At 51.2% G+C, this 15,674-nt stretch carries 17 protein-coding genes; 4 read left to right on the plus strand and 13 right to left on the minus strand.

Annotation, left to right across the window (positions count from 1 at the left end; all coding sequences use genetic code 11):
• Position 1 precedes the first annotated feature (1 nt).
• Together WFP70_RS22925 and dnaB-PI are read right to left on the minus strand one after the other, a co-directional pair.
• Positions 2-1,525 carry a ParB family protein gene (locus tag WFP70_RS22925; RefSeq protein ID WP_337024484.1) on the minus strand — a complete coding sequence of 508 codons (1,524 nt, stop codon included), beginning with the start codon at positions 1,523-1,525 and terminating at the stop codon, positions 2-4.
• Positions 1,522-2,910 carry an SPI-7-type island replicative DNA helicase gene (dnaB-PI, locus tag WFP70_RS22930; RefSeq protein WP_337024483.1) on the minus strand — a complete coding sequence of 463 codons (1,389 nt, stop codon included), beginning with the start codon at positions 2,908-2,910 and terminating at the stop codon, positions 1,522-1,524. Before dnaB-PI ends, WFP70_RS22925 begins: the two co-directional genes overlap by 4 nt.
• A gap of 588 nt (positions 2,911-3,498) precedes the next feature.
• Between dnaB-PI and WFP70_RS22935 the strand changes: the two genes are divergently transcribed.
• Genes WFP70_RS22935 through WFP70_RS22945 form a run of 3 tightly spaced genes read left to right on the plus strand, consistent with a single transcriptional unit; the run spans position 3,499 to position 4,912 of the window.
• Positions 3,499-4,074, plus strand: a complete 576-nt coding sequence (locus WFP70_RS22935; protein WP_337024482.1) for a hypothetical protein — start codon at positions 3,499-3,501, stop codon at positions 4,072-4,074.
• Complete coding sequence (locus WFP70_RS22940) at positions 4,056-4,526, plus strand: hypothetical protein (RefSeq protein WP_337024481.1); 471 nt, start codon at positions 4,056-4,058, stop codon at positions 4,524-4,526. Before WFP70_RS22935 ends, WFP70_RS22940 begins: the two co-directional genes overlap by 19 nt.
• Positions 4,526-4,912, plus strand: a complete 387-nt coding sequence (locus WFP70_RS22945; RefSeq protein WP_337024538.1) for an acyl-CoA thioesterase — start codon at positions 4,526-4,528, stop codon at positions 4,910-4,912. The genes WFP70_RS22940 and WFP70_RS22945 overlap by 1 nt, the downstream gene beginning before the upstream one ends.
• A 31-nt stretch (positions 4,913-4,943) precedes the next feature.
• Here WFP70_RS22945 and WFP70_RS22950 read toward each other — a convergent pair whose 3' ends face one another.
• From WFP70_RS22950 to WFP70_RS22995, 10 genes are all read right to left on the minus strand, one after another.
• Entirely contained in the window at positions 4,944-6,608 is a 1,665-nt protein-coding gene (locus tag WFP70_RS22950) for a TraI domain-containing protein (RefSeq protein WP_337024480.1), read from the minus strand.
• Positions 6,598-8,115, minus strand: a complete 1,518-nt coding sequence (locus tag WFP70_RS22955) for a UvrD-helicase domain-containing protein (protein ID WP_337024479.1) — start codon at positions 8,113-8,115, stop codon at positions 6,598-6,600. Before WFP70_RS22955 ends, WFP70_RS22950 begins: the two co-directional genes overlap by 11 nt.
• 116 nt (positions 8,116-8,231) lie before the next feature.
• Positions 8,232-8,912 carry an N-6 DNA methylase gene (locus tag WFP70_RS22960; protein ID WP_337024478.1) on the minus strand — a complete coding sequence of 227 codons (681 nt, stop codon included), beginning with the start codon at positions 8,910-8,912 and terminating at the stop codon, positions 8,232-8,234.
• Positions 8,913-9,002: 90 nt separating this feature from the next.
• Positions 9,003-9,314, minus strand: coding sequence for a DUF5983 family protein (locus WFP70_RS22965; protein WP_337024477.1), 312 nt, complete (start codon positions 9,312-9,314; stop codon positions 9,003-9,005).
• Positions 9,311-10,249: a DUF1281 domain-containing protein gene (locus WFP70_RS22970; protein ID WP_337024476.1), complete on the minus strand. Its 939-nt coding sequence runs from the start codon at positions 10,247-10,249 to the stop codon at positions 9,311-9,313. The genes WFP70_RS22965 and WFP70_RS22970 overlap by 4 nt, the downstream gene beginning before the upstream one ends.
• A gap of 102 nt (positions 10,250-10,351) precedes the next feature.
• On the minus strand, positions 10,352-11,338 hold the full coding sequence (locus WFP70_RS22975; protein WP_337024475.1) for an ArdC family protein: 987 nt from the start codon (positions 11,336-11,338) through the stop codon (positions 10,352-10,354).
• Between the two features lie 74 nt (positions 11,339-11,412).
• Positions 11,413-12,009 carry a hypothetical protein gene (locus WFP70_RS22980; RefSeq protein ID WP_337024474.1) on the minus strand — a complete coding sequence of 199 codons (597 nt, stop codon included), beginning with the start codon at positions 12,007-12,009 and terminating at the stop codon, positions 11,413-11,415.
• Positions 12,010-12,080: 71 nt separating this feature from the next.
• Positions 12,081-12,692, minus strand: coding sequence for a hypothetical protein (locus tag WFP70_RS22985; RefSeq protein ID WP_337024473.1), 612 nt, complete (start codon positions 12,690-12,692; stop codon positions 12,081-12,083).
• 72 nt (positions 12,693-12,764) lie between these two features.
• Positions 12,765-13,196: a hypothetical protein gene (locus WFP70_RS22990; RefSeq protein ID WP_337024472.1), complete on the minus strand. Its 432-nt coding sequence runs from the start codon at positions 13,194-13,196 to the stop codon at positions 12,765-12,767.
• Positions 13,197-13,504: 308 nt separating this feature from the next.
• Positions 13,505-13,846, minus strand: coding sequence for a hypothetical protein (locus tag WFP70_RS22995; protein WP_337024471.1), 342 nt, complete (start codon positions 13,844-13,846; stop codon positions 13,505-13,507).
• 78 nt (positions 13,847-13,924) lie between these two features.
• On the opposite strand from WFP70_RS22995, the gene WFP70_RS23000 reads away from it, so the two are divergent.
• Positions 13,925-14,164, plus strand: coding sequence for a hypothetical protein (locus WFP70_RS23000; RefSeq protein ID WP_337024470.1), 240 nt, complete (start codon positions 13,925-13,927; stop codon positions 14,162-14,164).
• Positions 14,165-14,600: 436 nt separating this feature from the next.
• On the opposite strand, the gene WFP70_RS23005 is transcribed toward WFP70_RS23000, so the two are convergent.
• The gene (locus WFP70_RS23005) at positions 14,601-15,494 is read right to left on the minus strand and encodes an integrase domain-containing protein (protein ID WP_337024469.1); all 894 of its coding nucleotides are present in this window, start codon (positions 15,492-15,494) and stop codon (positions 14,601-14,603) included.
• Between the last annotated feature and the right edge of the window lie 180 nt (positions 15,495-15,674).

Genomic DNA, 15,674 nt, shown 5'->3' on the forward strand with positions numbered 1-15,674 from the left:
GTTACCCTTCATTTACAGGAACAGTTGACGCAGCACGCTTGCGCTGCAGTTCGCGGAGACGACGGAGGATCCTGATTAGCCGGAACACCATCAGAGTTTGCTCGTCATCAAAAACAGGCGTGGCTGATTCAGATGACCCGATCAGCAATTTAAACGTTAAGTTCATAGAGTCCTGACAGGCCGTATCGTCAGTCAGGGAGGCAAGGAATAAGGGCACAACATGAGCATCATCTGCAGGCTCTGTAAGTCGGTAACCCGGCTGAAGTGCGTTTTCACTGGCGGGTTCTAATGCGTCACCGCAGTCATGAGCACTGGCGATGTCCCAGCACAGACGCCAGGCAATACTTTGCAGGTGCTCAATATCGTCCTGTAAGGCGCTGAGGTGCCAGAGTGAATGGTTTTCTGACGGAGCCACTGGCTGAAGGGAGTCATCAGGGCATTGAGTTGCATGAGTTTCAACCTCATCGTTTACCAGACAGGATGAGCCCTCTGAATCACTGATTTCAACGAGAGTCTCAGCTTCAGTGACTGTATCCCGCGATTTGCTTTTCATCTGGGAGCTGTCATCTGATGGTTGCTCATTCGATGTATCACTATGCTCACCGGCATCATCATTTGCCACACTTGATAAGGTGGCCGGTAAGGCCGGTGAAACGGCTATGGTGATGTCTTCAGCAGGTTCTGCCTTTGCCTTATCAACACCGCGTAGTTCCAGTAGCCAGCCATCGTAGTCCAGGTCATCACACGGGAACGCCTCAGTCAGATCACCAATGAGCTCATCAGTGAACATTTCCAGTGACCATAACTCAGGATCATCAAATTTTTGGCAGCACTGCCCAAACACACTCGTGAAGTTGCTATCGGAACAAGTATCTTTATTTAAATGATATTTATCCCAGACTGTTTCAGCGCCATGGCGCAGCTTGAGCAGTTTTCTGAGCTCCCGCCCACCGAACCCCGATCCCAGCAAACCAGGCATCCACGGATAGATGTTTGTCACCACATCTTCCATACGGCTTACGCTTGAAAAATGTACTGGAAGGCCGTTACTGGTCAGCTCTGCAGCGAGATCGCGCAAAGAGATTTTTTTCCCACGTTCTTCTTCAAGCAATATTCTCGCTTCACTGACGGAAAGAGCCTTATCTATAAAAGTCAGCTGTCCGTGGGTTTCGTTTTCTGCGAGATGCCCTGCAATGCACTGAAAACGGCCAGGCCACGGTTTTTCAATGCAGGTCATATGAAAGAATCGCTGATCTCCAGTTTCATCCCAGAGCTCACGCATAATGGTGTAACGCGTGTTCCCCCCGTCACTGAAAGTCCACTTTCCTTCCGGTACACGGGGATCGCGCGTCACAAACAGAACGGAATTGAGCCCGCGCGCGCGGATGGAGGCTTTCAAATCCTCAAAAAGAGGATTGCGGCTTTTGCGCGGATTATCAGGGTTCAGACAGAGTTCATCGAGAGTGAAAATCCTGGCCAGATTTTCACTGCCGGACGGTGTTGCAACACGCTGAATTTGACTCATTTGCCAGTGCTCCTGAAATCATAACCAAAGTCATACCCGCCCTCAGGATATTCACTGAAGAGGGTAAACCTGCCGTCAAACTGGGTTTTGATGGTGCCCGTAGGCCCCTGCCGTTGTTTACTGATGATGATTTCGGCCTGCCCCGGATGCGCCGTATCAGCGTGGTAAACCTCATCGCGATAGATAAAAGCAATCAGGTCTGCGTCCTGCTCAAGCGCCCCCGAGTCTCGAAGGTCGCCATTATTAGGACGTTTATCAGCACGCTGCTCTACCTGCCGGTTGAGCTGTGAGAGTGCAAGGACGGGGCAGCCGAGTTCTTTACCCAGCGCTTTGAGCGATCGGGAGATTTCGGCGATTTCCTGAGTACGGTTTTCCATATCGGGACAGCGGACAAGTTGCAGGTAATCGACCATGATGAGAGAGGGTTTGCCGTATTTACGGATATATCTGCGAGCCCGGGTGCGAAGCGTGGCCGGCGTCTGGCTGCTGTTATCATCAATGACTAATCGCTCGCGCCATTCAGCCATCTCCTGAGCACCCATGCTGATCTTTCCCCAGTCCTCATCACTGAGATTGCCACTGCGAAGGTTGCTGAGTTCTACCCTGCTGCGCATGGACAGCATCCGCATCATCAGCTGATCGGTCGGCATTTCAATACTGAAAATGAACACGCTTTCTTGCGGCCGGCTCAGTAACGCGCCGATACTCCAGCTGAGAGCCAGTGAAGTTTTGCCCATGGAAGGCCGCGCGGCGAGAATAACCAGGTCGCCCGGCTGCAGTCCGCAGGTCATAAAGTCAACTTCCGCCATCCCTGTAGCCGTGCCGGTGATGCCATGGTCAGCGGCCGTGGCGACTTCCAGTTTGCTCAGCAACTGGTCAAGCGCCTGCATGATTTCAGTTTCGCACTCGTTTGCGCTTTCGCCTTGTTCACTTAACTGGAAAAGGGCATTTTCAGCGTGCTCAGCGATTTTTTGCGAACTTAGCCGATTAACCTGAACATCAGCAATCAGGCTATTTCCAATGACCTGAAGAGCACGTAAGCGGCTTTTCTCAATCACAATAACTGCGTAACCAAGAATATTTGCAGCTGAAGGCGTGTTCTTACTCAGCTCCGCTAAATAAGCAAACCCGCCACAATTATTAAGCACTCCGTCGTGTTCAAGCTTTTCACTGAGAGTTATGAGATCAATAGGCAATGATGCAGAAGAAAGGTTGCTCATCGCCTTAAATACATGACGATGGGCAGCAAGAAAGAAATCCTGACTCTTTAATAAAAGATTGATTTCATCCCAACGGTCATTGTCCAGCATTAATGCGCCTAAAATGCACTGTTCAGCTTCTGTCGAATACGGTATGGCTTCCGAAGTACCAGGGTGATTAGGCATGAGTTTATTCCTCCACAAAAGACGTGGATTTCATGAGCTTTGATTAATCTGGCGTATTAGCTAATGGCGGAGTTTGCCGTTAGCTCACTTACGTATGTGTCCAGGTAAGTATCGATCAGACCCTGGACAATTTTCGACGCACTAATGACGCGGCCGGATGAATGAGTGAGTTTCACTGCACATCCTTCCAAATTTTCACGTCTGACTGGACCTATATAAATGATCGGTGCCGGTGTACGTGACTGGTCATGTGAGGGCATGCTGTCTCCAAGTTAAGTTTTATTTAGGACTTTCCTTAACCCAAACTAAGGAAAAGGAGCATCGATTTACTAAAACGGACCGGAACCCTGATTGCTCTAAAACCCCGTCAGATGTCTTCTAACTGGGGGATGCCCTCACTTATCACGTAAAAGTGTCAAGACAAGGTCATTTTATGATAATGTTTAACACTAAATTTGTTAACTTTTTACATATTACCATCACTTATGGCTTTTTTGCAATTTTTTCCCATTTACAAGGAATTATTCCCGAACTCTGCCCCGTTTTTTCCTTTAAAATCATTGCAATAATTTCCGTTAAGGAATGCGAATGTTAGATACGATCGAGAAGAGACTTAAATGTTGCAGGGCTGCTACGGGTACTACGCCACAGGAAGTGGTGAGCTTTATACAGCAGAAAAATATGGATCTGTCCTACACAACCTACACCCGCTGGGAATCGGATGGTTCAATCCCCGCCCGCAGGATGGATGTAATAAATATCATTGCAGAATTTTTCACCGAGAACGGTCTGCAGGTGAATGGTCAATGGATCATGACCGGCGAAGGCTTTCCGCCACAGTTCACTGAATATGCGAAACTTGATGAGGATACATTGTTTATTCTTGCGAGCCGGCAATTGCCTGACGTAGAACTGGTACAGATAGGCGGCATGTATGGTGAGCCATACGTCAGTTTCGGAGAATTCTGTATTGTATCCACACTCTCAAATATCGACCCTAATAACAACAAACTGTGCTATGTGAAAAGTGCTAATGGACTACATGTTGGCGTCCTCAAAGTCATGGATGAAAAATCAATCATTCTTGAAGGAAACCAAAGCATAACACTCATGAAGAGCGATATTTACGAGTGCCGGAGAGTGAAATGGATTCAAAAGAAGTGAAGCTCAATTTTCACCAATGCAGCAATGAAGTCATTAATTTTCTCAATAAACTTGAGCGCACTACATACATATCTACATTACTGGTTGTAAATAATAATATCTCAGCACATCAAAGCAATGGGTATGCTGAATGGGATAATAAATTTTATTATGAAGGCAAATACAAAGACAGCCTGTTAATTAAAATAGGGATTGAGCTCACTAAAATAATGAAAGGTGATGTAAGTACAGTCATCTGGGATGACGCCTTGCGAAATGAAAAAAACAATATCATTGATGAACAACGGCGAGATCACAATATATACCATGGGATTAGCTTCATTTATGGTATTGAGGACGATATGAGCATGGCGCTTAATATCTGTACCGGGGCCGACACCTCGCAAAAGGAATTTGAAAACCTGATACTACCAATGCGGTTTGCACTGCTGAATTACTTTAAGGATTTATGATGTTTACCAAAACCTATTCCGTAGACGAAAAGCACGTTGATTTTCAAGGCGTTGTGGATGGTCTTTATTATCCCTTCTATATGGAATGGACGCGCCACGCGTTTATGAAAGAAGAATTGGGGCTGGATCTGGAGCAGGAGTTCGCTGAAGGTCGCCTGCATATGATCCTGGAATATACGCTGCGCTTTAAGAAGAGCCTGCAGAAAGGTGATGAAATGCAGGTAACATGTGCCCTGCAGGCCAATGAAAAACGCAGTCGCGTCAATTTCGTTCAGCAGATACTGGTAAACAATACCCTTTATGCAGAAGCCGTGTTCACGGCAACCTGTATCGCTAACGGCAGACCGACCGTTCCTGATGCAGTGAAAAATGCCATCCCAGCGTGAATTTAACAGGGGACCTGTAAAGGTCCCTTGATTAATTTTCAATCAGAATATAATGACTGTCATGAAGTTTACTTTTTCCTGAATAGCCAAGTAAAGAAAGACGGATTAAATATCCACTTCGCTTCTGATACTTGCCTTCCAGACCTTCGCTTTCATATATTTTCACTCTGAAAAAGCGCTTGTCGTTACGCATATGTAATATGCCCATCTTTTCGAAAGATGACTGTACAGCCTTTCGGTCTTTTTCCACACCATTAGCATCTATGAATTTAAAAACCGTGCCTGGCAGAGATATAAACATAAATCCACTTACCGCATGCAGAAGGCTGTCCTGATGGTTCACGCTGAGCGTTTGATTATTTACAGACTCCTTAATCCACTCTAAAAACTGCTCACCAGGATTGCTTACTTCATTCTTTGCAGGAGTCGTGGGAATATCTCCGTTTTCACTTATATCGCCTTCACTTCCAATGACGGAATCCAGCATGGACTCAATGACAGGAACCTCATCATCTGGCTTTGCGTCGGATATGGGTTTCACATATTCAGCGGGAACCGCGATGATATGTTCGTCAGAGGGCTGAACCGAAATAACATCATCTGAAATGACCGGGGCCTTTTGTTCCGCATCATCATTCACATCAGTGGTCGCCGGTTCGGCTGCATTGAACATGCTGAGTAGCATGGAGGTGTCATCATCAACTGATGTATTTTCAGTCTCAGGTTGTTCATTCGTTGAACCGAAGTTTTCTGAAAGTGCCGATGACAAATCAATTGGACCATCGGATGCCGTCAGCTGATGTTCTGCCTGCCCGGTCGAATTATCTGAGGTCATTTTTGCAACACTTTCGGTTCCGACATCAGCGAGCGCTGAGGCGGCGCTGATGCCCCCGTCTGGTAAAATGATTGACGGCTGCGGCTGTTCGGTGACTGCAGATGACACAACTGAAGTCACTGAATGCAGGCCCACTGATGCTGCACTTACGGGCGAACCGCTGATATTCCGCGCTTTATCGAGAATATCTTTAATCAGTGGCATGGCCGATGCCTCTCTGACTGCCAGCATCGCCATCACCTGCATAGCCTGGCGATCCCCGCTGAGCCAGGTGACACCGTCGTCCGGTAGCAGCCTGGAGGCCATCAATGTTGCCACGCTGGCGTTATCTGCCTGATTAACCCGAAACCGAAACGGCGCTGCCGGTTGCACCATGCCAGGCATCCAGCACTGACCGTCCAGTAATTCGCCCTCAATCCGGGTCAGCAACGGCAGATGCGCGGTAAGCGCTGACCAGAAAACAACCGCATTCCAGAGCGTGTTCTTAGCGGCCTGCTCTTCAGGAGCGGCACCCGGTGGAAACATATGCCCTTTTGCCAGCCTGACGCTGCAGGCCGTAAATTTGAGGGTGAGGTCGATAAATCCGCCTTCTTTACTCCATTCACCTTCCCCGGCGGCCGGCACAACCTGCACGCACTCAGCGAGTTTTTTCAGCGGTGCCAGATACAGCCGGCTATAAACGTCCTCCGGCAAAGAGGTGTTATCCCAGATTTGCCTCATCAGTAGCTTACGATGCGGTAATGAAAGGAGCTGTGCGGCCGACTGCGGTGCAAAATATCCCGATGGGATCCTGCTGCCAGCTGGCGGTGACTTAGCGGTGGCTTTCCCCCCGGACAGGCTGGCAATGAGTTTACTGAACATTTTTACTTCCTGATAATGCCGGTTTATTGTCACAGTTCGATGCTAATTCTGCGCGGGTCGGATTCGTCTCAACCGGTGTTTCAGAGGCTTCATTCAGCTCCTGCAGGCATCCGGTTGCGATACGGACCAGCTCATTTGGCACCAGGACTTTGCGCGCGCGCGTTACCGATACGTACAGAAGATTCAGCTCATCTTCCTTTTCGCGCGGGCTCAGAAGCGGGTCGGTAATATCAACAAAATCATCGCTGAGACAGACCGCGTTCCACTCAAGTCCTTTACTGCGGTGCGCGGTCACTACCGTCACGTCAGCATCACTTTCATGCGTTACCGCCTGTTTTTTCAGTACGGCCAGTAACGTCGGAAGGGGAAAGTACATGTCCAGCAGTCGGACCCCCTGCCCCATCTCCGGATCTTTCGTCGCTTTGGCAATGGACCGGTACTCTTCAAAATCCCGGTAATCGCGCGTCAGCTGGGGCGACATAATGCGGTCGGGCATATCGACCGAAAGCCAGTACAGATCTTCCAGTTCAACAATGCGGTATCCTTCCATCCCCCCTACCCAGTACACCCTTTTACCCGCCAGGCTTGCCGTAAGGGCCGAACCAATCACGCCCGCCACCGTCCGGCTGATAACACAGTGATGTGCAGTTCCGGCTGGAAGCTCAGGGACAACCTTATCCTCACCGCCGAGCCCACATATGCCGCGCGATTCTCCTGCCTGCGCCAGTAAAGTATTCGCAACGTCTGCAACCGCCGGACCAAACCGGAAGCTGTTCGTGAGCCAGAGCCGGTCTGCGGTCTCCAGCTGTGGAGAAACCAGCGCGTTTTCTGCTCCCCTGAAGCGATAGATTTGCTGATAACGATCGCCAACAAGAATGATGCGGCAGGGCTGGCTGAGAACAAACTGACGGGTGACCGGATTGGCGTCCTGCGCTTCATCAAACAGGATAACGTCCCACCTCTTCCCGAGATCCGGTACAGACAACTGATACAGTTTGAGGTAGATGTCATGCGTCACCGGAAAATGTGAATCCATTCGGGTCATTTCATGCCATACAACCTGTGCCGCGCCGAGTATCTTTCCCGCATCCAGTCCTCCCCTGTCACTCTCATCTGGCAGGTGCAGAGGTGATATCTCCCTGTCGGCGCTGTAGAGAAAGGTGTTAAGCGTGCTCAGCGCAGATCGTGCCAGCAGCCAGTGGCGTGAATTGAGCAGACGTGCAATATCCGTTACGCGAAGGGATGTGGCGAGTCGCGCCTGAAAGTGCCGGCCAAACCCCGGCCACGCCAGCTGATGAAACGTTTTACACTCCACGTTATAGGGAAATCGCCGTTCGGATTCCTCACGTATAGCGCGGTTATAGGCAAGATAAAGCATGCGTTCACCGGGATTTGCCAGCGCGTAAGCCTCAAGCGTGGATGTTTTACCCGTGCCGGCAAATGCCGTCACGACAAGTTGCCTGCCTTTCCAGGCAATTATCTGTGCCTGCTCCTGCGTGGGTTGCATGTAAGATGTTCCTCCGTCAGCGTCATGTCATGCACCATGCCCTGCCGGTAGTGTGGTATCCATCGCAAACTCTATATCGATTTGCAAAAAAAAACGCCTCCGGAGAGGCGTTATGGTCAGGCTGCGCGTTGCGTTGCGCGGCCGAGTTTTACTGCCCACCTGCCGGTGTAATGCAGCGGAGTGTAAAGCGTCCTGCGCCGTTCAAGCGTCAGCGCGTTTCCGGTCACAACCTCAGCCGCGATACCGCAGAGCGAGAGCTGTATGTAGGACATATTGGCGGCCAGCGGATCAACGTCCGTTACCGACACCCACAGCTGCTCTGACACCGTATAACCGCGCTGTGCGAACTCTTCAGCAAAGGCGATAACCATGCAGCCCGCGCCGCTGGCCGGCTCCTGCAGAGTAATGAAATCCTGAGCCTGCATCAGCGCATCGATGCCGGACAACTGCACCGATGCCATCATCCGCGAGACGTCCCACGGCGTGAAAAACTGGCCTCGATACTTATCACCCAGCTCAAGCTCCATAAAAACGCTGCCAAGGAAATCACAACGGTCCTGATCGAGCGCCATGACGACGTGACCCAGTAACGCAGCCATCTGAGTGACGTCTTCCTTTTCGTAGCCGGCAATTATGCTCAGATACTGCTTTTCAAGCCCGGCATCGTGAACAACGCCGTTGTGCAGCGCAATCGCCGCGCAGCTGACGAAGTCTTCAAACACCTTGTGCCGGTGATGATAACGGGCCGTGGCGTTGAAAAGCGCGAGGAATGCCTTGCGATGGTTGGTAGAAGTCATGCGTGTTCTCCATAAAAAAAGGGGAACACGCCCCTGAGGAAGTGTTCCCCTCAGGGTGTGTGGCAAGCCTTACGGCTCACCTTTTTTTGGTTACCAGCTGTACGTGGTGAATCCCTCAGCTTCCGGAGCCCCTGATTCGAAAATCAGGACTTCCACGGCATCCGAACGCATCACGGAAGCGATCAGGCGGCGGGCCTCTTTCGATAACCCGGCCTCTTTAAGCCGCAGAACCGGCGCAGAACGCGCGGTTAACCGCAGCAGATAGCCCCCACCGACATAGTGGATCCACTCACCGTATTCGACTTCACGGGTCGTGATTTCATCCAGCAGCGCATTGTCGTCTGCGCTGAGATGAGCCGTAGAAATGACGCGGCAGCGCAAATACTCGCCGTTGCCACTCATGCCTGTGCCGTCCGCTGTACGGGCATTCCGGCCGGTAAGTCACCGGATTCAGCTGCCGGCACAAGATGAAGCCCGGGCCTGCCGTCGTCCAGCTCGTCAACCGTCGCCTCAGCGCTGCAGACGTGCTCGCCCCGATCGTAACAGTCATAGCCATCCAGTTCGTGAACGGGCTCGCTGTACCAGTGGCGAATCTCACAGTCAAACGTGGAAGAAAGCGCCGCAATCACCTCTCCTGCCGGCGGAAACCAGGCGGAATCAAACGACAGTTTTATGCTGCTCAGTCCTTCACGCTGCCAGCTGACGTTATGACCTGCGGGCCATTCCATACCGTACTGACGACAGTAAAAACTGCCGGCCGTAGACATCCCGGCAAGCAAACCTCCGCTGCCGTTCAGCTCAGCGGCAAGACGACCGGGGATAATCTGCAGCATATCGCAGGGCTGGGCCCGCTCAGGCAACTGGCTCAGCCGCTCCCAGCACTGCCCCGGTTCAATTTCCCGGGACAGGGTGGCAACACCAAACCAGTCCGCATAGCGCTCCTCAATGAGTCGCGCGATATGCCTGCGCGATACCTCCGGAATGTTGTCCCAGCGGATCACATCGATACCGGACTGATGGTAAATTCGCTCGATTTTACGCAGGTTCTCACCGTCAAGCGGTACATCCCTGCGCAGCAGATCGAGCCACTGATCAAACGCCAGATTTGCCGGCGTGCCCTGTCCCGTCCCGCTCTGCATCAGCGCGGGAAACGGCGGAAATGACTCCGTTTTGACCGGGCGTAGCAGTCCGCCACATCCCGCCAGAAACAGCTTTATGCTGCGCATGACGGCGTGGCGATACAGCGGTACGGCTTCGCCGGTGATCCACTCTTCCATAATGCCGATGAGCGCGGATTTTCCGGTGATTTCTAAACGGTTATGGCACCAGTCTGACATGGTTAATTCCTCTTTTTACAAAAAAAAGAGGGCACTGTCCCGTGAGGGGCAGTGCCCTCACGGGACGGCAGCGCGATCATTCAACGCTGCCAGGTTGGTGTGTTACGCAGCCTCAGCCGCGGTGTCTTTTAACTGCAGTAAAAACTCAGAGGCTTCCCTTGCCTGCCGGCAGGCACGGAAAAGCGCTTTTTTGTCGGACTTCAGGACTTCCAGCCACGATTTTATGTAGCTGTCGTGCTGAACATCGCCGAAAACGCCGAGCTGAGCACACAGAAACGCGCTGCCCATTTCGGCTATCAGTTCTTCAAACGCATAAACCGGATCGCCGAACTTCTTCGCCGATTTGGTTATGCCTTCACGGTTCAGTCGTGACTCATGACCGGTGGCATGTACCACTTCGTGCAGCAGCGTGCTGAAGTAGTCGGCGTGGCTGAAAAACTGCTCCGCCGTTGGCATCAGTATTGAATCCGTGTGTCTGGCGTAATAAGCGCGGTTCTGTAATTTGAACTGCACCTTAACGCCCGCCATATGCACAATCTCACATATCCGTTTTTCCGTCGGCCAGTCGATCGTGCCGGGGTATTCGGTTACGGGTGATTCATGCGGTACGGCTGCAACACCTTCCGGTAATCCGTCACACTGCTCAACGTTAAACAGAAAGTTAGGCTTTATCATGGCCCGTGATTCCATCAGTGGCTTGCCTTCAGCATCAAACAGCTTGTTTCCGCTGAGATCTTCAGCCTGCTTTTCAAACGGCCTGAAAATAATGGCCTCTGATGACGTTTCACCTTTGCGAACCTGTCCGCCCAGCTCCTGCGCCTGACGATACGTTACCCAGCGATCGGTGCTGTACCCTTTTTCCTCAGCGGCCAGCCACAGCAGCAGCACGTTTACGCCGCTGTATGCCTTGCCCGTTAAGGCATTAACCGGTATCGGACCTGAAGCTGCACAGGTGCCGACGGTGCGCCACGGTTTTTTCCAGGGCGCGACGCCGTTTTCCAGTGCCTCTACGATGCGGTCAGTGACCTTCTGGTACAGATCGACGCTTTCAGTTTTCTTCGTGCGACGGGTTTTGGTTGATTTAGTCATGGGATGCTCCTTAGATGAAAAAAGGGCGCATCCCTTCCCTGACGGGCGAGAAATACGCCCGTCAGGGAAAGTTGTTAACGCACCGGAGAAATAATTTTTCCGTCGGCGGTTATGCTGTTCAGCCGCAACCGGAGTTGCTGCCTTGAAATATAAAAGTTGTGGCGATCAAACCGCTTACTGTCTGTAAATATTGCTTCTTCAAGCATGGATGCTGCCGAACCGAACCACCCGGCCCGCTCTTCGTCGCTGCGGCATTCAAGAAAATCCGAAGTCCGCATGACATCCATCCTTTCCCTGAGCAGCGCAAGCTTACGCTCACTCAGCCAGCTGATGGTTTTGCGTTTCAGCTGGTATTCGGAGCTGACAGACAGAACAACCACTTTGTCATCGGCCGTCATCGCGCTGAAAAAGGCAGGGTCATCAACGATGAGCCCGTATTCTTCAGAGATGTGACCAAATTTAAGTTCGACCTGCACGCCCGGATCGCTACTGCCACCGCTGTATTCGAGCGCATGTATCCGCGCCTTACGGTAGAAAAGCTGACCGGGTAAGCCGTTCTGAAACTCCAGGAACAAACCTTCCTGCGAACTTATAACCAGTCTGACCGACATGGTCTGATGGTATGTATCGTGAAACAGCTGCGCGAGCGCGTTACTGTCGAAAGTAAACATAGGATCACCTGCTGAATCAGCGGGACCTGCCTCCTTCCGGAGAGCAAATCCCGGAAGGGTTGGTAAATGTGTCAGTCGTTGTGCTGTTGGGCAAGCCAGAGCTCAATACCTGATATCGCTTCCCACTCTTCAGTGGTGACCTGCTTACCGGGTCCGGACGTTTTAACCAGAAGCAGGTGTTCAACCGCGCCAGGTATCACGAACGATGCCGGAATGTCTTCGGGTGCTTTGGTAAACATATCCATGTTCCACGCCAGCCATCGCTGTGCGAAACGCCAGCTCTGCGGGCAGGAACTGGTTATGTGATAGCAGCCGGGGCATATGTTATGCAGAAGAACCAGCACGATGCGCACGAATAAATCCTGTCTGCATCGCTGACTCTCAACCTTGCGGTAGGGTTGAAAATCATCCGAAAGCGTCTGCCTTAGATAGAACGGATTGCAACAGTAGCCTGCACTGTCCTTATGGTTGAACGTAACCGAACCTTCATCATCAAACAGCTCAGAAGCACGGTTCATCTCAAAACCCAGCGGCTTATATGGCCGGAGCTGAGCGGGAAGAAGCCAGAAGGCTTCTTTCACCACCTCGGTAAATCGGGACCACTGTTCAGCCTTTATGGACGCCCCCTGGACTAACTGGTAAACGCCCGGAATGACCAGTGAATCGATTGAGGTTTGTGTCATGGTAAATCTCCAGTTCAGAGGGGATTTACCGCCCACAGGGACGTAAATCCCCGATGGGTTAAAGTTGAGGTATTAGCGTTTGTCGGTTTTCAGTGCCTCAAGTGTGAACTCAAGCTCTGAAACCAGCCCCCAGTCTGCCGTTGTGAAAGGTCGTTCACCGCCAGACACGCTTCTGATAAGCAGCTCATCAGCTGCGCCGGTGATAAACCCGTGTGTGCTGAAGGACTGAGGCGCAGCATGATCTGAAATCAGCTCATGCCGTATTGCCCAACGAGCAGGCAGAGACCAGCTGACGCCGCCGGCTGATGACGATATTTCGTAACAGCCCTCACAATGTTGATACAGCAGGATCAGCACTATTCGCGTGAAGAAATCAACGGGTTGCCCCTCTGTTTCAATACGCAAACCGGCGCTCAGATCCTGAGTCAACATCACGCCTCTGGATACGTAATTCCCTTCGTCTTTTCCGGCGAAAACAAATATCTCCGGAGAAGGGAACATCATGGACGCGCGTTGCATACGCATACCATTGGTGGGCGAGCATGGACGAAGATGTACCGGAAGCAGCCAGAATGCTTCTGTGACTGCCAGGGTAAAACTGTGCCACTGGCTCGGGGATATCCATCCGGTCTGCTTCACGTTGTAGGTGACGTGCTGAGGCGGTACGGAGATGGGCGTCATGATAAATCCTCAAAATTCAGTGGGATTTATCCCCCTGGTGGGAAATAAATCCCCACAGGGTTGGTTAACGTTAAATTGCTTCAGATCGGGCTATCGCTGAGCCGGCTTTGCCGTCCAGGTAGCTCAACCCCTTACTGGTAAGCGAAACGTAACGTAGCGAGCTGGTTTGCCAGCTTCAGTGCGAAGCGGCGAGCCTGACGGTACGAGCGAAACTCATCAGCAGGATGTTTCAGCGAACTGAAGCGATGATTGCCGTAAAAGGTGCCGGAACGCGTAAGTATGCCGGACGTCCATTTTCCAGAGGGTAACTGATGGACCTGCACCTTAAAGCTCAGTGAGCCGGCGCGGTTCGTTATCCATTCATCTTTACTGTTGCCGTCAGCGACACGATCCCACAGGGATACAGCCGCAACGGAAGCCGCAGTAAAAATGCCTTTTATGGAAAAGGAAGAGGGTAAAGAAAGGGTTTGCATGGTGTTTCTCCGGTTAGTGGGGGAAACACCTGCCCTGTCGGGAAGATGTTTCCCGATGGGCATTCGCAAAGCGAATGTATGGTTGATGCGACTGTGCCGTTACTTCTGAGCAGTGAATGCCCGGAAGGTCGCAGCATCAGACGCGGCAAGCTGAGCGGATTTCGCAGCAGCATTGTGAGTGAAGTGCTTACCGTGCCGGCTGAAAATGAATTCATCACCCGGCTGACCGTTAATCACCGTTCTTGCCATGACAATGGCGTGATAACGTTGATCGTCGAACCAGACGCGGGAACAGAACTCATAATGACCGGAAGGTGAAGAAAGCCACGATGTTCTTCTGAGTGCAGCCGTGATATGAGGGTATTCAGACGCACACGGGTTGCAGCTGAAATAACCATATCGAAAGGCATACGCAGCTCAGTCAGGAACGAGTGAGTTATTGACATAGTTTCTCCTGAAAAACAGGGAAACATTTGCCCTGTCGGGAATGTTTCCCCGAAGAGCGAAGGCCGAAGCCGGATAGTTGAATGAACCTTCATCGCCAGGCAGTAGGAGCCGTGTTTGACGATATCTGCTTCCAAAGGCGAGCAGATTTACCACACTGATGTGTTCTCCCTTTCAGGCTACAGGAGTGTTAATGCAGCTACCCGAAGGCGGTCATCTCAAGCCACTGACCATTGGTGGTTGTCCGAAGACAACGTAAGAAGCGGTTTAATAATAGCGCCTGTTTGAGGAAAATTACAAGACCCCGTTATTATCCGGTTTCGTCAACGCGGTTATAAACACGCGCAACATAATCTCCGCGCCCATCACCGTGTCCAAGATCCATCGACACTAAAGCCTCAGCTTCTTTCCGGGTCATGCCATTTTCAAGATGATGATTTACGGCGTCCTGAGAATAAGCGTACCTGAGACTGTGCGGGGCATGTATTCCCGTCATTCCACTTTCCCGTAATACATTATGATAGCGGTCAAGCGCCTGGTGAAGCGTTGGCTTGTCGATTAACTTACCGTTATTATCATCCACATAACGAACCGCCTCATTTAATAAAGCGATAACCCTGTCTCTTTCAAATATCGTTGCATCACGTGGACGTCCTCCTTTAGAACCGAATACAACGCGAACATTATTTTCACCGGAAAGCAAACTTTTTCGCCACGTATTGAGTGACTTTGCTGACTGAACAGTTTCTTCTGCCCTGAGACCAATATATCTTGCCAGCTGAATGCCTAAAGCGATCCCACGATCTTTTTCTGATACGGTCGATATAATTTCTTTAAGACGTTCATCAGAAATGGCGACTTTAGTCCCTTCCCTGCTGGCACCAGAAATATTCAGCGCCTGATTACTCAGCTTTTCATGCGCAGGGTTAGCCAGAACGTTACGCCCCCCCTGTGAAAGGATTGAACGTAATGCGGCCATTTCATTTTGCAACGTTCTGGACGATATATTTTCAACCTGACGGCTTCGGATATAGTTTTCGATATGTTTGGTCTTAATATGGCTTACGTCCCGAATCTGAATATTAAGGGTTGCCAGTCGCTCCGAAAAGCGGCTGGCAATCTTTGAACGATCAGAAACTGTTTTAAAACTTCCTCCGCCCTGACGTGCGAGCGTCACGAGCTGCTTACTTAATTTTCCAGCCACTTCATACCTCCTTTCAGAATCTACAGCTGTCAGCCCACAAACCCACAGCTGTATGACTCTGACTCTGACTCTGTACATCTCTTCCCCGATGACACGGTTGCTTTTGCGCTTCCTGCGTCTCGACTGGTATCTGTGCATCGGGGCGGCGAAATGTTGAGTTCTTGCGAGGCTCCCCAGGTC

The sequence above is a fragment of the Pantoea sp. USMM079 genome (assembly GCF_037153115.1).
GTDB classification, from domain to species: Bacteria; Pseudomonadota; Gammaproteobacteria; order Enterobacterales; family Enterobacteriaceae; genus Pantoea; species Pantoea communis.